This is a genomic window from Streptomyces sp. CB03238, from assembly GCF_002099185.1.
GTDB lineage: Bacteria > Actinomycetota > Actinomycetes > Streptomycetales > Streptomycetaceae > Streptomyces.
In genome coordinates this window covers 41,151-60,414 of the sequence record NZ_NBCN01000012.1, presented here as the reverse complement: position 1 = coordinate 60,414, position 19,264 = coordinate 41,151, and the positions used below count along the sequence as shown (strand labels likewise).

The window sequence follows — 19,264 nt, the reverse complement described above, 5'->3', positions numbered from 1 at the left end:
TCGACGTCAGTGGCTCGGCGAACGTAGGCAACCTGAGTGAACGGAAGGTGAACTGGGTCGGGCGTCATGGTGACCCCAACCGGGTTGCCGCCATTCCGCTTACGCCCCGCGGCGCCGGCCCCGAGGGTCGCGAGCCCAGTGATTGGGGCGGTTTCGGCCCTCTTCCCGCCCCTTCCTCTCCTTTCGTGAAGGTCTTCCAGTCGACTGCTCGGCCCGCAGAAGAGATTCTTGTCACCCCCCACCCCGCCGCACTTTCCTCCGGCCCGACACCGATAGGACCCGCCGGGCCGGGGGCTGCCGGTCCGGGGGCTGCCGGGCCGGCCGGGGGCTGCCGGGCCGGGGGCTGCCGGGCCGGGGTGGGGCGGGGCTGAAAGGATCGGGTGCATGACACAGGACGCGATCGAGCGGGCATGGGACGCGCTGGTGGACACCGCCCGCAGGACAGTCACGGACGGGCTGGTCGTCGGCACCTCCGGAAACGTTTCCGCGCGGGTGGGCGACCTCGTGCTCGTCACCCCCAGCGGCGTGCCCTACCACCGGCTCACCCCCGCCGACACGGTCGCCGTCGACCTCGACGGCAACCAGGTGCGCGGCCGGCTCGCCCCCACCAGCGAACTGCCCATGCACCTGGAGATCTACCGTCACACCCCGGCCCGCGCCGTCGTGCACACCCACGCCGTGCACGCCACCGCCGTCTCGGCCCTCGTCACCGAACTCCCGCTGATCCACTACATGGCCGCGGCCCTCGGCGGCCCGGTCCGGGTCACCCCCTACGCCCTGTACGGGACGGAGGAGCTGGCCGGAAACATGCTGCGCGCCCTGGACGACCGCACCGGCTGCCTGCTGCGCAACCACGGAACCGTCACCTACGGGGACTCCCTGGACCAGGCCTACGACCGCACGGCCCAGCTGGAGTGGATGTGCCGCGTCTGGCTCACCGCCGCCTCCGTACCCGGACACACGCCCAGCCTGCTGTCGGCCGCCGAACTGCACGAGGTGGCGGAGAAGTTCCGCGGGTACGGCCAGCCCCGCTGACCCCGCCGGGCGTCGCCCACTGGCAGGCGGCCACCCCCGCGCCGACACTGGAACGGTGCGCCCGGCTACAGCGACGGCAGCGGCCGTCACCACCCTGATCGGTGTCGGCGCGGCCGCGGTCGCGGCCGGCCGGTACGCCAGCAGCGCCGCGCTCAAGGTGCCGCCCGGCCGGCCCCTGCCCGGCGAGCCCCGGCTCACCGTGCACGCCACGGCCGCCGGGCAGGTCGCCCTGACCCGCTGCCTCGCCTCCCGGCGCCCCGGCACCTACGGCCTGTCCGGCCCCGGCGTCCACGCCGTCGTCGGCCCCGTCCTGGACGACGTACCGCACTCGCCCGACACCGTCGTACGCCGCCTGGAACGCGTCGTCAGCGGCCGGCTGGAGGTCGGCGGCCGCGTCAGGCTCACCCCGCAGCTCCACACCGGCACCCCGGCCACCGCGCTCGGCCTGGAGTACGAGGACGTCGAGGTGCCCGGCGAACTCGGCGCCCTGCCCGCCTGGTTCGTCCCCGCCTCCCGCTCCACCTGGGTCATCGCCGTCCACGGCATCGGCACCACCCGCGAGCACCCCATGAACGTGATGGGCTTCCTGAACCGCATGCGCCTCCCGGTGCTCGACCTCGCCTACCGCGGCGACCCCGGAGCGCCCCGCCCCGCCGGCGGGCTGGGCCACCTCGGCGACTCCGAGTGGCGCGACCTGGACGCCGCGATCCGCCACGCCGTGCGCAACGGCGCCCAGCGCGTCATCCTCCACGGCTGGTCCACCGGTGCCTCCATGGCCCTGCACGCCGCCGCCAACTGCGGCCTCCGCGACCGGATCGGCGGCCTCGTCCTCGACTCACCCGTCCTGGACTGGGAAGCCACCCTCCGCGCCCTGGCCACCGCCCGCCGCATCCCCGCCCCGCTGCTCCCGCTCGCCGTCCGCGCCGCCCAGGGCAGCACCGGCGTGCACGGCGACCGGCTCGCCGAAGCGGCCGACCCGCAAGGGCTGCGCGTCCCGGCCCTCGTCTTCCACGGCCCCGACGACCACCTCGCCCCCTGGCAGGCCTCCCGCGACCTCGCCTCCCGCCGCGCCGACCTGATCACCCTCCACACCGTCCGCGACGCCCCCCACGCCGCCATGTGGAACGCCGACCCCCACCGCTACGAAGAGGCCATGCGCCGCTTCCTCACCTCCCTCGTCTGAACCGCCTCGGCAGACCTCCGCACACCACCCCCAACGGCCCCTGCCCGGTCCAGGAACCCGGCGAATCGGATTCCGTTTGGGCTTTCGGGGCGTCAGCGGGAAGACTGCCCTCGTGACGTCTCGAAAGCCCGATGAGCAACTGGCGCGCAATTCCAGACTCCGCCTCGTCCGTCCGCGGCCCCTGACCACGGCCCGACGGGCCGTGACGACCCGGCGTACCCGGCCGGTGCCACGGCCGCCGGAGGGAACCCCGCCGCCCGCCGAGCTGGCCCGACAGGCGAGGGCGGTGCTCGCCGATGCCGTACGCATCGCCCGCTGGGCCGCCGTCGAGCGCGACCGCGACGACGACCGCGACGCCACCTCCGCCACGGAACGGGCCGCCGCCGCACTGAACCTGACCCCCGCTCAGGTGCGCGCCGGCTGGGACCGTGCCCGGCTCGCCGGACTCGTCGAACTCCACGGCGACACCGCCCGCCCCGGCTGGCGGCTGCGTGCCTGGGACCGTGACGACTCCGCGGTGCTGCGCGGCTGGGTCGCCCTCTTCGACGCCTGGTCGCTCGTCCACCCGGCGCCCGGCGACGTCGCGCCCGCCGCCGTCGCCGAGGTCGTGGAAGCCGTCCCCCAGGTGCTCTCCCTCCTCCAGCTCTCCGCCGGTCCGGTGCACGTCCCGGCCCTGTTCGACCTGCTCCAGCAGCGCGTCGCCGAACTCCGCGAGGAGCGCTGCGAGGTACCCGACGACCGGCAGACCCAGACCCAGGCCCCGGCCCAGGCGCAGCCCGAGCCCCAGCCGCAGCCGTTCCCCGGCCCCGACTCCCTCTCCCGCCTGCTCGACTGGGCCCTGGAGGGCCTGGCCGCCGTCGGCGCCCTGACCCTGGGCGAGGGCCACGCCACCCTCACCCCCCTCGGGAACTGGGCGGTGTGGGTCAAGCTGGAGCAGATCTGCGTCGCCGCCCAGAGCCCCGCCGGCCACATCGAGCAGTCCGCCGAGGACATGCTGCGCGGCTGCGCCCGCCTCACCCCCGGCCCGGCCCGCGTCGAATACCGCGCCTGGCTCGCCGCCCGCCCCGTCCGCAGCGCCGTGACCGAGCTGCTCGCCGTCGCCCGCGGCGAGGACGCCCTGCTGCGCGGCCTCGCCTTCGAAGCCCTCCGGGTCGTCGGCGCCCCCGCGGAGGCCGAGGTCCGGGCCGCCGCCGAGGAGGTGTGCCTCCGCCCCTACGCCCTGCTCTGGCTCGCCGAGTACGAGGGCGCCGACCCCGACGACGCCCCCGACGTCCTGACCCGCGAGGAGGCCACCTGGCTCTGGGTGGACACCGCGGCGGCCGTCGCCGACCACGGCGAGAGCGCCCTCCTCGTCCGCCACCTGGAGTCCGCCGTCCAGGGCACGGTCCCCGCCCTGCTCGACGAGGTACGGGCGGTCGGCCACCCCCGCACCGTCCAGGTCCTGGTCGCCCTGGCCGCGGCACACCCCGACCCCGCCCTCGCCAAGGCGGTGCGCCGCGCGGCCTTCCAGGTCCACACCGGCGGAGCGTGACCAGGCCCTACCCGGTGCCGCCGGGGGCGTACGTCCCGAAGCTCCAGACGTTGCCCTCGGCGTCCCGCGCCATGTAGTCCCGCGAGCCGTACTCCTGGTCCGTGGGCGGCATCAGGATCTCCACGCCGTGCTCCACCGCCCGCGCGTGGTGCGCGTCCACGTCCTCCACCACCACGTACACCCCCACCGGGCCCCCGCCCGCCATCGCCTTGGCGAACACCCCGTCACCGCCCTTGGTGCCCAGCATCACCATGCCGTTCCCGTAGGACAGCTCGGAGTGGACGACGTAGCCGTCCTCGCCCTCGTACACACTCACCTCGGTGAAACCGAAGGCTTCCTTCAGCGTCCTGATGGCCGCCTTCGCGTCCTCGTACAGGATCGTCGGATAGATGCTCGGTACGTTCGCCATGCTGATCACTCTCCGATTCGGCGCTCGGTTCGGCCTTCCCGGCCTTTCGGCCCCTCGACTGTGATCCGGATCTCAGCTGTTCCTCAGTCTGGCACCCGGCACTGACAACGCCGCCCCGAGCGGCCACGGCTCACCGGAAGGTGTCGCACCGGGCCATGTCGCCCGTCCGGTAGCCGGTGGCGAACCACGCCTGCCGCTGCTCCGCCGACCCGTGCGTCCAGCTCTCCGGCGTCACCCGCCCCTGCGACCGCCGCTGGATCCGGTCGTCACCCACCGCCGCGGCCGCGTCCAGCCCGTCGCGGATGTCCGCCTCGGTCAGCCGCGACAGCACCGGCCGCCCCGTCCGGTCGTCCGGGGTCGCCGCCGCGTGGCGCGCCCACACCCCCGCGTAGCAGTCCGCCTGCAGCTCCACCCGCACCGCGGCGCTGCCCGCCCCCCGCCGCCCGTCCTCCGCCCGGCGCAGCGTCCCCATCAGGTCCTGCACGTGGTGCCCGTACTCGTGCGCCACCACATACGCCTGCGCGAACGGCCCGCCCGTCGCGCCGAACCGCGTCCGCAGCTCCCCGAAGAACCCGAGGTCCAGGTAGACCTGCCCGTCCCCCGGGCAGTAGAACGGCCCCACCGCCGACGTCGCCGCCCCGCACGCCGTCCCCACCCGGCCCGTGAACAGCACCGTCCGCGCGTCCGTGTACCGCCCGCCCCGCCGCGCGTACTCCCCGCGCCAGTAGTCCTGCACGCTGTTGACCACCCCGACGATCCGGCAGTCCTCCCGGGCGTTCGCGTCCGCCCCCTTGCGGCACGCCTCCGCCACCTGCCCCGCCGACGAGGCACTCGCCGCCGGATCGGCGCCCTCCTCGGTGAGGCCCAGCTCCTCCGGCCCCACCCCGAAGAAGACGCCGAGGATCAGCGCGACGAGCCCCACGATCCCGCCGCCGACCGTGGCCCGGCCGCCGGGCACCCGGCTGCCGCGTACGTCCCGGACCTCTGAGGTGTCCAGGCCGGCGTCGTCGTCGAACTGCATGGGGCCACCACCCTGTGCGCGCCTGGCGGCCCCGCACCGTGGCCGCGAACACTCCAGCTTGGCCGAAAAGCAGTTGCACACGCCCGTTAGACTGGCCCGTATGGCCATTCTCCCTGTGCATTAGACCGGCGTCGAAGCCACCGCACCCGCCGTCCTTCCGCCGTCTTCCACCCCGCCCTGGAGTCTGTCCGTGATCACCGCTTCCGGCATCGAGCTGCGCGCCGGCGCCCGCGTCCTCATCGAATCCGCTTCCTTCCGCATCGCCAAGGGCGACCGCATCGGCCTGGTCGGCCGCAACGGCGCCGGCAAGACCACCCTCACCAAGTGCCTCGCCGGCGAGGGCGTCCCCGCGGGCGGCACGATCTCCCGCTCCGGCGAGGTCGGCTACCTCCCGCAGGACCCGCGCACCGGCGACCTCGACGTGCTGGCCAGCGACCGCATCCTCTCCGCCCGCGGCCTGGACGTCCTGCTCCGCAAGATGCGGCAGAACGAGGAGCGCATCGCGGGCGGCCAGGGCGCCACCCGCGACAAGGCCATGCGCCAGTACGAGCGCCAGGAGACCGAGTTCCTCACCAAGGGCGGGTACGCCGCCGAGGCCGAGGCCGCCACCATCGCCGCCGCCCTCGGCCTGCCCGACCGGGTCCTCGGCCAGCCGCTGCACACGCTCTCCGGTGGTCAGCGCCGCCGCGTGGAGCTCGCCCGCATCCTGTTCTCGGACGCCGACGTCCTGCTCCTGGACGAGCCGACCAACCACCTCGACGCCGACTCGATCGTCTGGCTGCGCGACTACCTCAAGACGTACCGCGGCGGCTTCATCGTGATCTCCCACGACGTCGATCTCGTCGAGACCGTCGTCAACAAGGTGTTCTACCTGGACGCCAACCGGTCGGTGATCGACGTCTACAACATGGGCTGGAAGCTCTACCAACAGCAGCGCGAGGCCGACGAGAAGCGCCGCAAGCGCGAGCGCGCCAACGCCGAGAAGAAGGCCGCCGCCCTCAACTCGCAGGCCGACAAGATGCGCGCCAAGGCCACCAAGACCGTCGCCGCGCAGAACATGGCCCGCCGCGCCGAGCGGCTGCTGTCCGGCCTCGAAGACGTCCGCGCCTCCGACAAGGTCGCCAAGCTCCGCTTCCCGGAGCCCGCGCCCTGCGGCAAGACGCCGCTCACCGCGGAGGGGCTGTCCAAGTCGTACGGATCCCTGGAGATCTTCACCGACGTGGACCTCGCCATCGACAAGGGGTCGCGGGTCGTCATCCTCGGCCTCAACGGCGCCGGCAAGACGACGCTGCTGCGGCTGCTGGCCGGGGTCGAGAAGCCGGACACCGGCCAGGTCACGCCGGGCCACGGCCTCAAGCTGGGCTACTACGCCCAGGAGCACGAGACCCTCGACCCGGACCGCACCGTCCTGGAGAACATGCGCTCGGCCGCGCCCGACCTCGACCTCGTCGAGGTGCGCAAGACGCTCGGCTCCTTCCTCTTCTCCGGCGACGACGTCGACAAGCCGGCGGGTGTCCTCTCCGGTGGCGAGAAGACCCGGCTGGCGCTGGCCACCCTGGTCGTCTCCTCGGCCAACGTCCTGCTCCTCGACGAGCCGACGAACAACCTCGACCCGGCCAGCCGCGAGGAGATCCTCGGCGCCCTGCGCACCTACAAGGGCGCCGTCGTCCTCGTCACGCACGACGAGGGCGCCGTCGACGCCCTCCAGCCGGAGCGGATCATCCTGCTGCCCGACGGGGTCGAGGACCTGTGGGGCGCGGACTACGCGGACCTCGTGGCACTGGCGTAACCAGCCCTGATCGTCTCCGTATGGATCATTCGGCTTACGCGTGATCCATCATCTGAGTGAGGACGTCTCGTACCGCGGCGTGGCGCCGGGCCAATTTCCCGTCCCGGCCACACGCCGCCCCTTCCCTCCTCCCACCTCCCTGACCTGGCCTTTCACCCCCCGGGCCGGTCCTGATCCGGAATCGTGGCCCGGAATACGGCCCCGGGGCGGCGAAACCTTGCGGCACGGACCTTGTCGAATGGCTGGCCAGGAAGCGCCCGAGGGGTGATCATGAGAAGACCAGAGCGCACTTCCCATGAGGAGGCACGGGTGGCCGAGACTCTGAAGAAGGGCAGCCGGGTGACCGGCGCCGCGCGCGACAAGCTCGCGGCAGACCTGAAGAAGAAGTACGACTCCGGTGCGAGCATCCGGGCATTGGCCGAGGAGACGGGCCGATCCTACGGATTCGTCCACCGGATGCTGAGCGAGTCCGGAGTCACGCTGCGTGGACGCGGCGGAGCGACGCGAGGCAAGAAGGCCGCTTCGGCCTGACGGCCCCCGCGACCTGACGAACCCGAGCGCGGCTCGTCCGGCCCCACCGGTTACGGCAGGGCCACCCGGTCGATCGCAGTGTCGGCCGGGTGGTTACTGTGCAGTCACTTGATGGCTGCACAGTTGCCCCTGCACCGGACCCGGAGGCGCCCCATGACCTCGCTCGACCCAGTCCTCGAAGTGCTCGACAAGGACGGCGTACGGCTCACCGTCGAGGACGCCGTTGCCACGGTGACCCTGACCAACCCGGCCAAGCGCAACGCCCAGTCCCCCGCTCTGTGGCGGGCGTTGGTGGAAGCCGGCCGGTCGCTGCCGGGCAGCGTGCGGGTCGTGGTGCTGCGCGGTGAAGGCAAGTCCTTCTCCGCCGGGCTCGACCGGCAGGCGTTCACGCCGGAGGGCTTCGACGGCGAGCCGTCGTTCCTCGATCTGGCGCGCGGCTCCGACGCCGAACTCGACGCGGTCATCGCCGAGTACCAGGAGGCGTTCACCTGGTGGCGCCGTAACGACCTCGTGTCGATCGCGGCCGTCCAGGGGCACGCGATCGGGGCCGGCTTCCAGCTCGCCCTGGCGTGCGACCTGCGGGTCGTGGCGCAGGACGTCCAGTTCGCCATGCGCGAGACCAGCCTGGGCCTCGTCCCCGACCTGACGGGTACACACCCGCTCGTCGCGGCGGTCGGCTACGCCCGTGCGCTGGAGATCTGCGCCACGGGCCGGTTCGTCCACGCCGCCGAGGCCGAGCGCATCGGGCTCGCCAACCTCGTCGTGCCTGCCGACGACCTCGACGGTGCGGTCCGGGACCTGGCGGCCGCGCTGCTGGCGGCGCCGCGTGACGCGGTCGTCGAGACCAAGGCGCTGCTGCGGGGCGCGGGGGAGCGTACGTACGAGGAGCAGCGCACGGCCGAGCGCGCGGCCCAGGCGCGCCGCCTGCGTGACCTGGCGGGCCTCGCCGACTAGCTTTCGAGCACCTCGGTGACCAGGACGGTCACCGGGAGAGCGCCCTTCCCGGCGCCTTCCACGGCCCCGCGTACCGCCCGTGCCACGTCCAGTGCACGGTGGTCCGGGGCCGTCGCCAGTTCGATACGGAGGTGATCGGCCGCCCGGTGGACCGACGGCCCCAGCACCGCCGTCAGCCGCGCCACGCCGGGGACGGCGGCCGCAGCGACGGCCGCGGGGTCGTCCGCGGGGTCGTCCGGGGTGGTCGCCGGGTCCTCCGATGGGGGAGCGGGGGTGGCCGGCGAATCCGGCGGGGCGTCCAGGAGCGCCGTGACCCGGAGGTCCACCTCGGCCACGGCCAGCCCGAGGCGCCGCTCCGCCGCCGTGAACAGCGCGGTACGCACCCGCTCGGTGAGGTCCGGCAACGGCACGCCGTACCCGGCGGCGAACTCCGCCTCGACCCGCAACGGGCCGGGCGGCACCGAGCCCGGCGGGGCGGGAAACGCCGGTACGGTCGCCGATTCGGCGCCCGCGAGGGCGATCCGGAGCCGGCCCGGCTCCACCCCCGGCACCCGCCGTGCCGCCCGGCGCAGCACCGCGTCGGCGGCGCGCTCCGCGATCCAGGCCCCGTCGGCCGCGTCACCCAGTGCAATCAGCCGGCCCAGGCCGATCCGGCTTCGTACCGTCGCCATCCATCCGTCAGCCGTCGTCATTCCTCCAGCCTGCCGCATTCCTGGCGCGAGATCCGGAAACCACCCTTAATGTGAGCGAAGGAGACCGAATCCTCCCTATCGCCCCGAAGGGATAACGGTGATGACTGACGCGTCGCAGTCCGCCTCGTCCGACCAGGCAGCCCAGTCCGCCCAGGCGGCGAAGGCCGCGCGGGTCAAGGAACCGGCGGCCGAGGAGAGCAGGAAGACCTCCGTGGCCAAGCGGAGCGGCGCCGGCGGCGATCCCGCGTCCCGTGGCCGTACCACCATCGCCGACGGTGTGGTGGAGAAGATCGCCGGGCTGGCGGCCCGTGATGTCGTCGGCGTCCACGCGATGGGCAGCGGCATCTCCCGGACCTTCGGCGCGGTGCGCGACCGGGTACCCGGCGGCCGGCCGAGCGTCACGCGTGGTGTGAAGGCCGAGGTCGGGGAGGTGCAGACGGCACTCGACCTGGAGATCGTCGTCGAGTACGGCGTCTCGATCCTCGATGTCGCCCGCGCGGTGCGGGAGAACGTGATCACGGCGGTCGAGCGGATGACCGGACTGGAGGTCGTCGAGGTCAACGTCGCGGTGAGCGATGTGAAGCTGCCGGAGGAAGAGGAAGAAGAGCCGGAGACACGGCTCCAGTAGCCAGCCGATCGAGGAGCGCACGATGAGCATGTCGGTGGTCGGCCTGTTGGCCGGAATGGCGCTCGGCTTCGCCGGATACTTCGGCGGCTTCGGGGCGTTTTTGCTGGTGGCCGCGTTGGGTGCGGTCGGATTCGTGGCGGGGCGGTTCCTGGACGGGGACCTGGAGCCCGGCGACTTCTTCCGGAGCCGTGACCGCGACGACCGGCGGCGGTGACCCGGTGACGGCGGTCCTTGCGGCGGAACGCGGAGCGACCACCATCGCCGACCGCGTGGTGGCGAAGATCGCCGCGCACGCGGCGCGGGAAGCGCTCGAGGGCGTCCCGGAGGGCGGTCGAGGTGCCGGGGAGGGCGGTCGTCCGCCACACGCGACGGTCGTCGTCCACCGGGACATCGCGCGTGTCCGCGTCAGTCTGGAGCTCGGCTACCCCTCCGACATCGGCGCCCAGTGCGGCGCCGTACGCAGCCAGGTGGTCCGGCGCGTGCGGACGCTGGCGGGCATGGAGGTGCGGGAGGTGACGGTCCAGGTGGAGCGGCTGCACTCCTCGTACACGCGCGACCGCGACGACAAGGGACGGGGGAGGGTGCGATGAGCACGACCGTGCCCGCCGATCCCGTACCCGTACTGGAGAAGACGGGAGTCGGCACCGCGCGCCGCTTCTGGTCCGTACGCCGCGTCCCGGCCGCGCTGCTCGCGCTGCTGGTCCTCGCCGGTGCGGGGTTGCTGCTGTACGACGTCGCCGCGGTACGGGCCGGGCGGCCCGGCATGCGATGGCGCCGCGCCCTCGCCGACGAGCTGGCCACGCGGCCGCTCGACAACCTGTGGGTACTCATCGGTGCCGTGGTCGCCATCGGGCTGGGCGTGTGGCTGCTCGTGCTGGCCGCCACGCCCGGGCTGCGCGCCGTCCTGCCGATGCGGCGCGCCGAGGGTCCGCTGCGCGCCGGGCTCGGGCGGGAAGCGGTCGAGATCGTGCTGCGCGACCGGGCGATGGCGGTGGCGGGCGTGCAGGCGGTACGCGTACGGGCGCGGCGTCGCAAGGCCGTCGTACGGGCCGTGTCCCACTTCCGCGAGCTCGACGACGTACGCGCCGACCTGGACGACGCGCTGCGTGCCGCGGTCGGGGAACTGGACCTGGCGCGGCCGCCGGACCTGTCGGTGCACGTCGTGCGCCCGGCGCGGAAGGGGTGAGCGGACATGCTGCGGGCGGTGAACCGGGTGTTGCTGGGCCTGGGCGGAGCGGTGCTGGTGTGCGCGGGCGGGGCGGTGCTCGCGGCCGGCCTGGACCTGGGCGTGCCGTCGTGGTGGCCCTGGCGGGGCCCGGACGCCGTGCTGCTGAGCGAGTCGGCGCGGAGGCGCTGGGGGTGGGTGGTCGTCATCGCGGTGCTGGCGGCCGTGGTGCTCCTGGCGCTCGGGTGGCTGCTGGCACAGCTGCGGCGCCCGCGCCTGGCCGAGGTGCTCGTCGACAGCCGGGACGGAGACAGCGCGGTGCTGCGGGGCCGGGCGCTGGAGGGCGCCGTGGAGGCGGAGGCGGAGGCGGTGGACGGCGTGTCGCGCGCCCGCGTCCGGCTCACCGGCCGCCGTACGGCGCCCTCGGCGCGGGTCTCGATGCTCCTGGAACCCCACGCGTCCCCGGCCGAGGCCCTGGCCCGCCTCCGTGACGGCGCGCTGCGACACGCCCGTGACTCGGCGGGCCTGCCCTCCCTCCCCACGGAGGCTCACCTCCGCGCCGCCAAACACCCGCCCCGCCGCGTCACCTGAGGCCGCCGCCCCACGGGCGGGCGCACGGCCGGGCGGGCCGGGCCGGTGCGGCGGGTGCGGCCCGTGCGGCCGGCGCGGTCAGGAGTGGCCCGTGCGGCCGGTTGCCCTGTGCGGAGTGAGGCCGCCCGGTATCTGGGCGGGGCCGCCTGGTTCCCGGACGGGGCCGCTCCGTTCGGGGGCCGGACCGCCTGGGTTCGTGGACGTCCGCCCGGCTTCCGGGCGGGCCACCGGGCCGCCCGGGACGGCGACCGCGCGTCTCGCGGCACCGCCCCGGGCTCTGGACGTGCCCCCGGTCGGGCCCCGGGCCGCCGGCCGGAGGCTCATGTACCCCCGGGTCAGAAGCCGTGGCGGGCGCCGCCGTCGACGGGGAACATCACGCCCGTCAGGTAGGAGGCCGCGGGAGAGAGGAGGAACGCCGCAGTGTTGCCGAACTCCTCCGGGGTGCCGTAGCGGCGCAGCGGGATGTGGGACTCGTTGGCCGCGCGGGTGGCAGCGGCGTCGCCGGACAGGGCGTCCAGTTCGCGGACGCGGTCCGTGTCGATGCGGCCCGGCAGCAGGCCGACGACCCTGATGCCGCGCGGGCCCAGTTCGTTGGCGAGGGACTTGGCGAAGCCGGCGAGGCCCGGGCGCAGGCCGTTGGAGATGGTCAGGCCCGGGATCGGCTCGTACACCGAGCCGGACAGGACGAAACCGATCACCCCGCCCTCCGGCAGCGCGGCCGCCGCCGCCCGGGCCATCCTCACCGCGCCCAGGAACACCGAGTCGAACGCCGCCTGCCACTGGTCGTCGGTGTTGTCCGCCGCCCACCCCGGGGCCGGGCCGCCCACACTGATGAGGACGCCGTCGAAGCGCCCGAAGTGCGTCCGGGCGGCGCCGATCAGGCGGTCGGCGGCGGCCGGGTCGGCGTTGTCCGCCGCGACGCCCACCGCACCGGCGCCCAGCTCCTCCGCCGCCCGGGCCACCGCCTTCTCGTCACGCGAGGAGACCACGACCTTCGCGCCGTCCGCCACCAGCGCACGCGCCGACGCGTTGCCCAGCCCCCGGGACGCGCCGGTCACGACGTACACACGATCCTTCAGTCCAAGATCCATGGGCCTATCCTGCCGCCTCCTCCCGCGCCAGCGCGAGGGCCGTCCCCACCAGCCCGATGTGGCTGAACGCCTGCGGGAAGTTGCCCAGCTGCCGCCGCGCCGCCGCGTCGTACTCCTCGGCCAGCAGCCCCACGTCGTTGCGCAGCGCCAGCAGCCGTTCGAACAGCTCCCGCGCCTCCTTCGTACGGCCGGTCATGCGCAGGGCGTCCGCCATCCAGAACGAGCAGACGAGGAACGTTCCCTCGTCGCCCGGCAGCCCGTCGACCGACACGCCCTCGGTGCTGTACCGCCGGATCAGTCCGTTGTGGTTCAGCTCCGCCCACACCGCGTCCACCGTGCCGACCACGCGCGGGTCGTCCGGCGGCAGGAAACCGACCCGGGGGATCAGCAGCGTCGCCGCGTCCAGCTCGCGGGAGCCGTACGACTGCGTGAACGTGTTCCGCTCCGGGTCGTACCCCTTCTCGCACACCTCCCGGTGCACCTCGTCGCGCATCGCCCGCCACCGGCCCACGTCACCGCGCAGCGACGGGTCCTTCTCCAGCGTGCGCACCGCGCGGTCGGCGGCGACCCATGCCATGACCTTGGAGTGGACGAAGTGGCGGCGCGGCCCGCGCACTTCCCACAGCCCCTCGTCGGGCTGTCGCCATGTCGACTCCAGGAACCCCAGCAGGCTCAGCTGGAGGTTCCAGGCGTGCGACTGCGCGGCCAGCCCCGCCTCGCGCGCCAGGTACAGCGAGTCGATGACCTCCCCGTACACATCGAGCTGCAACTGCCGCACCGCCGCGTTGCCCGTCCGTACCGGTGCCGACCCCGCGTACCCGCGCAGCCACGGCAGCTCCGTCTCCGGCAGCCGGCGTTCGCCCGCGAGCCCGTACATGATCTGGAGGTCCGCCGGGTCACCGGCCACCGCCCGCAGCAGCCAGTCGCGCCACGCGGCCGCCTCGTCCAGATAACCGGCCGACAGCAGCGCGCCGAGGGTGAGCGTCGAGTCGCGCAGCCAGCAGTAGCGGTAGTCCCAGTTGCGTACGCCCCCGATGTCCTCGGGCAGCGAGGTCGTCGGCGCGGCGACGATGCCGCCCGTCGGGGCGTACGTCAGCGCCTTGAGGGTGACCAGCGAGCGCAGCACGGCCTCACGGTACGGCCCTTCGTACGTGCACTGCGCCGCCCAGGACTTCCAGTCCTCGAGCGTGTGCTCCAGCGCCTCGTACGGGTCGATCAGCGGCGGGCGCGGCCGGTGCGAGGGGTGCCAGGTGAGGACGAACGCCACCTTCTCGCCGGCCCCGACCGTGAACGACGAGCAGGTGCTGAACTGCTGACCCCACGTCTTGACCTCCGGTTCGCTGCGCAGCCATATCGAGTCGGGGCCCGCGATCGCCACCCGGTGGCCGTCCGTCCGGCGCACCCACGGCACGATCTGGCCGTAGTCGAAGCGCAGCCGCAGCACCCCCGCCATCTCGACCGTGCCGGAGACGCCCTCCACGATGCGTACGACATCGGGGGCCTCGTCGCGCTGCGGCATGAAGTCCAGCACCTTGACCGTGCCGGTGCGGGTCTCCCAGATGGACTCCAGGACGAGGGAGTCGCCGACGTAACGGCGCCGGGTGCAGGCGTGTGCGTCCTTGGGGGCGATCCGCCAGTGGCCGTTGTTCTCGTCGCCGAGCAGCGCGGCGAAACAGGCCGCCGAGTCGAAACGCGGCAGGCACAGCCAGTCGATCGAACCGTCCCTGCCCACCAGGGCCGCGGTCTGCAGATCGCCGATGAGGGCGTAGTCCTCGATGCGTTGCGTCACGCTCTGGCGTCTTCCCGCCAGGACGGACGGCTAAGCAGTGGCGGACGGCTGGGGCGTACGGCGCTCTAAGTGGCCGCGTGCGCGGCCGGTTCCGCGTCGCCGTCGACACCGCCGCCTTCGCCCTCGCCCGCCGTCCCGGCCGCCGCCGCCACCTCGCGGTCGCGCTTCTCGCGGCGTACCAGCACCACCCAGCCGACCGGGACGCCCGCCGCGAACAGCCACCACTGCACCGCGTACGCCATGTGCGCGCCGATGGAGTCGTGGTCGGGCTCGGGGATCAGCTCCGGGGTGTCCCCGGCCGGGGCCGGAGCGGTCTGCTCCAGATAGCCGCCGAGCACCTCGCGGCCGAGGCTCTTCGCCTGCTGCTCGCTGTTGATCAGCATGACCTGGCGGTCCGGCAGTCCGCTGAGGTCCTTGATGCCGCTGGCGCCGGTCGTCTCGTCGGCCTTGAGCCGGCCGGTGACGGTCACCTCGCCCTTGGGCGCGGGCGGCACCTCGGGGAAGCTCCTCTGGTCGGCGGCGGCCGGGATCCAGCCCCGGTTGACCAGGACCGCGCGGCCGTCGTCGAGGACCAGGGGGGTCAGGACCAGGACGCCGATCCGTTCGTCGGCGGAGGTCCGGCGGCGTACGACGACCTCGTGGTCCGTGTCGAAGGTGCCGGTGGCGGTGACGCGGCGCCAGTAGTCGGAGCGGGGGACGGTGTGACCGGGCGAGGTGAGCTCCGTCACGGGGACGGGCTCCGCCTTCAGGTTGTCCTCGATCAGCTGGTTCTGCGCGACCCGGTGCTCGTGCCGGTGGAACTGCCAGAAGCCCAGCTCGATCATCACGGGGATGAGAACGAGGGCGATGAGGGTGAGGATCACCCACTGCCGGGACAACAGGAAGCGGTACACGGCTTCGACCGTACCTGCTCGGGTCCGGGGCCCGGATGGGGGGTCCCATCCGGGACGGATCAGACTTTGTCGACGATGCCCACCTGGCCCTTCTCCGCGCGGGCGCAGTGCGCCCCGCAGAACCACTGGCCGTCGGCCTCGACGCCCTGGCCGATGATCTGGACCCGGCAGTGCTCGCAGATGGGCGCCATGCGGTGGATGGCGCAGGCGAAGCAGTCGAAGACGTGCACGGCGCCTTGCGCGTGCACCTCGAAGGACATGCCGTAATCGTTTCCGCAGACCTCACAACGTGCCATGCGCCACAGGGTGCGGTCCGGCGTCCCGTAAGGGGCGGCGAAACGCCCGGCGGTCACCCGTCTGCTTACTCGTCTGCCGGGGCCACGTCACCGAGCAACTGGGTGAACGCCGCCTCGTCGACGATCGGCGTGCCGAACGACTTGGCCTTGACCGTCTTGGAGGTGGCCGAGTCCGGATCGTTGGTGACCAGCAGGCTCGTCAGCCGGGAGACGCTGGTGGCCACATGGAGGCCCGCCTCGACCGCCCGGTCCTCCAGCAGCTCACGGTCGATGGACGTATCACCCGAAAACGCCACCCGCATGCCCTGTTTGAGCGGTTTATCCACTTCGTACCGCCCGGGGTTCGGGTACGGGCACGCCGGCCGCTTGCGGGACGGCCGCCAGCTGTTGGTGCCGTACGACGCCTGGCGGCCGATGCGCGGCACCCCCGACGGGGTGGGTGACGGTGACGAGGCCCATTCGGTGAGCGGACGGCACTCCAGCAGCGGCAGCCGTACGCCCCGCTCCGCCGCCGCGTGCAGACTCGGGCGGAAGGCCTCGGCCAGCACGCGCGCGTCGTCCAGCGCGTTGTGCGCGCGCCGCTGCACGACGCCGAAGTGCGTGGCCAGCGTCTCCAGCTTGAAGTTGGACAGCGGCAGCCCCAGCTCCTTGGAGAGCGCGATGGTGCACAGCCGCTGCCGCACCGGCGCCGTGCGCTCGGCCCGTGCGTACTCGCGGGAGATCATCGACCAGTCGAACATGGCGTTGTGCGCGACGAGCACCCGGCCGTCGAGCCGTGCGGAGAACTCGGCCGCGATGTCCGCGAAGAGCGGCGCACCCTCCAGCACATCGGTCGTCAGCCCGTGGATCCAGACCGGTCCCGGATCCCGCTCCGGATTGACCAGCGTGTACCAGTGGTCCTCCACATTGCCCTGCGCGTCGAGCCGGTAGACGGCAGCGGACACTATCCGGTCGTCGCGGGCGAGGCCGGTGGTCTCCACGTCGACGACCGCGTACCCCTGCGTCGGGTAGGCGGCCGGCCACGGTGCTGCTGTCGTACGGTCGTCGAGCATGGTCACTGAGAATAGAGGCCGCCACTGACAGTGCCGCCGCCGGGCATGCCCTGTGCGGCGGCCGTGTTGACGCCCCGCACCCGTAAAGCCGTGGCCCGAGGGCCAGTTGGGGAGATTGCCGTCACCGCTCACCCCGTGCCCGTTTCGTACGGATACGTCGCACCTGCGAGCCGGTCGTCCCCGGCGGGCCGGTGTTCTGCGCGCCCGGCCCCAGCAGGCCCTCCACCAGCGCCCGTACGGACGTGACGAACAGCCGTTCCGCGTCCACCGGGCGGGTCAGCGCACGGGCCAGAGCCCGGTCGTGCTCGGCGGTCTCCGTGTCCCACAGCTCGTGCTCGCCCGGCGACTGCACCGGGGCCCGCTCGCGGTTGCGCTCCACCAGGACGTACCCGACGACCTGGAACTGCACCGCCCGCACCACCTCCGCCGCGCGGGCGCCGCGCAGGCCCGCCGCGTGGACCTCGTGGACGAGGGCGCGCTGGGCGGGCAGGAACATCCGCTCCGTAAGGCCCCGTTCATGGACCATCGCGACCAGGTGCGGGCGGTCCAGCAGCTCGCGGCGGAGCGTGCGGGCGACCGAGACGATCCGCGCGGCGGGGGTGCCGCCCCGGGGCGTGATCGCGCCCAGGTCCGCCACCGTACGGTCGGCGAGGGCGTCCAGGAGCGACTCGCGGTTGCCCACGTGCCAGTAGATCGACGTGACCGCCGTACCCAGCTCGGCGGCCAGCTTGCGCATGGTGAGGGCCGCCGGACCGTCCCGCTTCACCAGCCGGGCGGCGGCGTCCAGGACCTCTTCCCGGGTCAGTGACGGCTTCGGCATCGGTGCTCCACCCCCGTACGCGCACGACTGTTCCCACTTCATCGCTGTCGGTGTAACAGTGTTACAGAGTTGCTCCTCACCCGCCGACGAAGGGTGGTACGCCATGGCACGCGTACGGTACGGCGCCCGCACCGAGCAGGAGATCGCCGCGGCCCGCGCCGCGGGCGCGAAGCTCCCCGACATCTGGTCCACCGGCGTGGTCGCCGTGTGGGAGAGCGACCCCGACGTGGTCGCGGCCGTGCTCCCGCCGCCGCTCAAGCCCGCACCACGCCCGCTCGTACGGGCCGCCATCAGCAAGGTCGACCTGCCCGGCTACCCGCTCGGCGCCGGCTCGGTCGCGGTCGCGGCCACCCACGACGACCAGGAGGGCTGGTATCCGCTGGTCATGCCGATGACGCACGAGCGAGCGCTGACCGGCGGCCGGGAGGTGTTCGGCGAGCCGAAGAAGCTCGGCGAGGTGACCGTCGAGCGGGACGGGCTGACGGTGCGGGCGGCACTGGCCCGGCACGGCATCGCCTTCGTCGAGGTGCGCGGCGCCGTGGAGGGCCCGCTGCCGCTGCCCGCCGAGCCGGTCGAGAAGCTGGACTTCTACTTCAAGTTCCTGCCCGCCGTGGACGGTTCGGGCTTCGACACCGACCCGGTCCTCGTGCACTGCCTACGCCGCGAGAAGGTGCGCGCACTGGAGCGGATCACGGGGGACGTGGTGCTGCGCGAGTCGATGTACGACCCGGTCGCCGACCTGGCCGTACGCCGCCTCGTCGAGATCACGATCGGGGAGAAGACCACCGACCAGCGCGGCAGGGTGGTGGAGCGGGTCAGCGCGCAGGCCCTCCTGCCGTACATCCACCAGCGCTACGACGATCCCCAGCAGATCCTCGACGCGCCGCCGCCGCGAGGGGACGGCCGATGAGGCTGGAGGCGGGCCAGGTCGCCGTGGTCACGGGCGCCGCCAGCGGCATCGGGCTCGCGATGGCCCGCCGGTTCGCCGCCGAGGGCCTGAAGGTGGTCCTCGCGGACGTGGAGGCGGCCGCCCTGGACAAGGCGTTCACGCGGCTGCGTGAGGAGGGCGCCGAGGTCCTCGCCCGTACCGTCGACGTCTCCGAGCCCGACTCGGTCGCCTCCCTGGCCGACGCGGTGTACGACGCCTTCGGCGCCGTCCATGTGCTGTGCAACAACGCGGGCGTCGGCTCCGGCGCCGAGGGCCGGATGTGGGAACACGACCCGGCCGACTGGAAGTGGGCCTTCGCCGTCAACGTCTGGGGCGTCTTCCACGGCATCCAGGCCTTCGTCCCGCGCATGATCGCCTCCGGCGAGCCCGGCCACGTCGTCAACACCTCCTCCGGGGACGGCGGCATCGCGCCGCTGCCCACCGCCTCGGTGTACGCGGTCACCAAGGCGGCCGTCGTCACCATGACCGAGTCCCTGTACGCCCACCTCAAAGCGGAGCACGCGCGGGTGGGGGCCTCCGTCCTCTTCCCCGGCCCGCACATGCTGCGCACCGGCCTGTGGGAGTCGCACCGCAACCGGCCCGCCCGGTACGCCAAACAGCGCCCCCGCAAGACCCCGTACCGCAGCCTCGACCAGTGGGAGGCCGCCATGAAGGAAGCCGGCCACGAGGTCGCCTTCACGCCGGTGGAGGAGGTCGCCGAGCACGTGGTGGACGGCATCAGGGCCGACCGCTTCTGGATGCTGCCGGCCGGCGAGCACAGCGACCGGCAGATCAGGGCCAGGGCACGGTCCATGCTCGACCGCGCCGACCCGACGTACCTGGAGAGCTTCGTACTCGACTGAGGA

Annotated in this window: 22 protein-coding genes; 13 read left to right on the top strand and 9 right to left on the bottom strand. The window is 73.4% G+C overall.

Annotation, left to right across the window (positions count from 1 at the left end):
- Positions 1-384 precede the first annotated feature (384 nt).
- The 3 genes from BKD26_RS23060 to BKD26_RS23050 all read left to right on the top strand — a co-directional run bounded on the left by BKD26_RS23060 (position 385) and on the right by BKD26_RS23050 (position 3,749).
- On the top strand, positions 385-1,035 hold the full coding sequence (locus tag BKD26_RS23060) for a class II aldolase/adducin family protein (RefSeq protein WP_084901368.1): 651 nt from the start codon (positions 385-387) through the stop codon (positions 1,033-1,035).
- A gap of 55 nt (positions 1,036-1,090) precedes the next feature.
- Positions 1,091-2,218 carry a hypothetical protein gene (locus BKD26_RS23055; protein WP_084901364.1) on the top strand — a complete coding sequence of 376 codons (1,128 nt, stop codon included), beginning with the start codon at positions 1,091-1,093 and terminating at the stop codon, positions 2,216-2,218.
- 202 nt (positions 2,219-2,420) lie between these two features.
- On the top strand, positions 2,421-3,749 hold the full coding sequence (locus BKD26_RS23050; protein ID WP_084901361.1) for a hypothetical protein: 1,329 nt from the start codon (positions 2,421-2,423) through the stop codon (positions 3,747-3,749).
- Positions 3,750-3,756: 7 nt separating this feature from the next.
- Here the strand turns inward: BKD26_RS23050 and BKD26_RS23045 are convergent, their stop codons facing one another.
- Entirely contained in the window at positions 3,757-4,158 is a 402-nt protein-coding gene (locus BKD26_RS23045) for a VOC family protein (protein ID WP_073753109.1), read from the bottom strand.
- A 130-nt stretch (positions 4,159-4,288) separates the two neighbouring features.
- Positions 4,289-5,179, bottom strand: coding sequence for a neutral zinc metallopeptidase (locus tag BKD26_RS23040; protein WP_084901358.1), 891 nt, complete (start codon positions 5,177-5,179; stop codon positions 4,289-4,291).
- 190 nt (positions 5,180-5,369) lie between these two features.
- Between BKD26_RS23040 and BKD26_RS23035 the strand changes: the two genes are divergently transcribed.
- The 3 genes from BKD26_RS23035 to BKD26_RS23025 all read left to right on the top strand — a co-directional run bounded on the left by BKD26_RS23035 (position 5,370) and on the right by BKD26_RS23025 (position 8,453).
- Entirely contained in the window at positions 5,370-6,968 is a 1,599-nt protein-coding gene (locus tag BKD26_RS23035; RefSeq protein WP_084901356.1) for an ABC-F family ATP-binding cassette domain-containing protein, read from the top strand.
- 309 nt (positions 6,969-7,277) lie between these two features.
- Positions 7,278-7,499, top strand: a complete 222-nt coding sequence (locus BKD26_RS23030; RefSeq protein WP_006123601.1) for a helix-turn-helix domain-containing protein — start codon at positions 7,278-7,280, stop codon at positions 7,497-7,499.
- A gap of 153 nt (positions 7,500-7,652) precedes the next feature.
- Entirely contained in the window at positions 7,653-8,453 is an 801-nt protein-coding gene (locus BKD26_RS23025) for an enoyl-CoA hydratase/isomerase family protein (protein ID WP_084901354.1), read from the top strand.
- Here BKD26_RS23025 and BKD26_RS23020 read toward each other — a convergent pair.
- Entirely contained in the window at positions 8,450-9,145 is a 696-nt protein-coding gene (locus BKD26_RS23020; RefSeq protein WP_241518790.1) for a hypothetical protein, read from the bottom strand. The genes BKD26_RS23025 and BKD26_RS23020 overlap by 4 nt on opposite strands.
- Positions 9,146-9,245: 100 nt before the next feature.
- On the opposite strand from BKD26_RS23020, the gene BKD26_RS23015 reads away from it, so the two are divergent.
- From BKD26_RS23015 to amaP, 5 genes are read left to right on the top strand one after another with little or no spacing between them, the layout of a single operon-like run.
- On the top strand, positions 9,246-9,773 hold the full coding sequence (locus tag BKD26_RS23015) for an Asp23/Gls24 family envelope stress response protein (RefSeq protein ID WP_084901729.1): 528 nt from the start codon (positions 9,246-9,248) through the stop codon (positions 9,771-9,773).
- A gap of 22 nt (positions 9,774-9,795) precedes the next feature.
- Positions 9,796-9,987: a hypothetical protein gene (locus tag BKD26_RS23010; protein ID WP_073752785.1), complete on the top strand. Its 192-nt coding sequence runs from the start codon at positions 9,796-9,798 to the stop codon at positions 9,985-9,987.
- The gene (locus BKD26_RS23005; RefSeq protein WP_241518789.1) at positions 9,962-10,363 is read left to right on the top strand and encodes an Asp23/Gls24 family envelope stress response protein; all 402 of its coding nucleotides are present in this window, start codon (positions 9,962-9,964) and stop codon (positions 10,361-10,363) included. Before BKD26_RS23010 ends, BKD26_RS23005 begins: the two co-directional genes overlap by 26 nt.
- The gene (locus BKD26_RS23000) at positions 10,360-10,959 is read left to right on the top strand and encodes a DUF6286 domain-containing protein (RefSeq protein ID WP_084901346.1); all 600 of its coding nucleotides are present in this window, start codon (positions 10,360-10,362) and stop codon (positions 10,957-10,959) included. The genes BKD26_RS23005 and BKD26_RS23000 overlap by 4 nt, the downstream gene beginning before the upstream one ends.
- Positions 10,960-10,965: 6 nt before the next feature.
- The gene (gene amaP, locus BKD26_RS22995) at positions 10,966-11,529 is read left to right on the top strand and encodes an alkaline shock response membrane anchor protein AmaP (protein WP_084901344.1); all 564 of its coding nucleotides are present in this window, start codon (positions 10,966-10,968) and stop codon (positions 11,527-11,529) included.
- 335 nt (positions 11,530-11,864) lie between these two features.
- Here amaP and BKD26_RS22990 read toward each other — a convergent pair whose 3' ends face one another.
- From BKD26_RS22990 to BKD26_RS22965, 6 genes are all read right to left on the bottom strand, one after another.
- The gene (locus BKD26_RS22990) at positions 11,865-12,620 is read right to left on the bottom strand and encodes an SDR family oxidoreductase (protein WP_084901341.1); all 756 of its coding nucleotides are present in this window, start codon (positions 12,618-12,620) and stop codon (positions 11,865-11,867) included.
- A gap of 4 nt (positions 12,621-12,624) precedes the next feature.
- On the bottom strand, positions 12,625-14,409 hold the full coding sequence (locus tag BKD26_RS22985; RefSeq protein ID WP_084901340.1) for a glycoside hydrolase family 15 protein: 1,785 nt from the start codon (positions 14,407-14,409) through the stop codon (positions 12,625-12,627).
- Positions 14,410-14,474: 65 nt separating this feature from the next.
- Positions 14,475-15,302 (bottom strand): SURF1 family protein, encoded by an 828-nt coding sequence (locus tag BKD26_RS22980; protein ID WP_084901338.1) that lies wholly within the window; start codon positions 15,300-15,302, stop codon positions 14,475-14,477.
- 59 nt (positions 15,303-15,361) lie between these two features.
- Positions 15,362-15,598 carry a hypothetical protein gene (locus BKD26_RS22975; protein ID WP_064071372.1) on the bottom strand — a complete coding sequence of 79 codons (237 nt, stop codon included), beginning with the start codon at positions 15,596-15,598 and terminating at the stop codon, positions 15,362-15,364.
- Positions 15,599-15,663: 65 nt separating this feature from the next.
- Entirely contained in the window at positions 15,664-16,656 is a 993-nt protein-coding gene (locus tag BKD26_RS22970; protein ID WP_084901335.1) for a DEDDh family exonuclease, read from the bottom strand.
- A 115-nt stretch (positions 16,657-16,771) separates the two neighbouring features.
- Positions 16,772-17,470: a TetR/AcrR family transcriptional regulator gene (locus BKD26_RS22965; protein WP_084901333.1), complete on the bottom strand. Its 699-nt coding sequence runs from the start codon at positions 17,468-17,470 to the stop codon at positions 16,772-16,774.
- A 103-nt stretch (positions 17,471-17,573) separates the two neighbouring features.
- Between BKD26_RS22965 and BKD26_RS22960 the strand changes: the two genes are divergently transcribed.
- Positions 17,574-18,380 carry an acetoacetate decarboxylase family protein gene (locus BKD26_RS22960; protein ID WP_084901330.1) on the top strand — a complete coding sequence of 269 codons (807 nt, stop codon included), beginning with the start codon at positions 17,574-17,576 and terminating at the stop codon, positions 18,378-18,380.
- Positions 18,377-19,261 (top strand): SDR family NAD(P)-dependent oxidoreductase, encoded by an 885-nt coding sequence (locus BKD26_RS22955; protein ID WP_084901328.1) that lies wholly within the window; start codon positions 18,377-18,379, stop codon positions 19,259-19,261. Before BKD26_RS22960 ends, BKD26_RS22955 begins: the two co-directional genes overlap by 4 nt.
- The last annotated feature ends 3 nt before the right edge of the window (positions 19,262-19,264 follow it).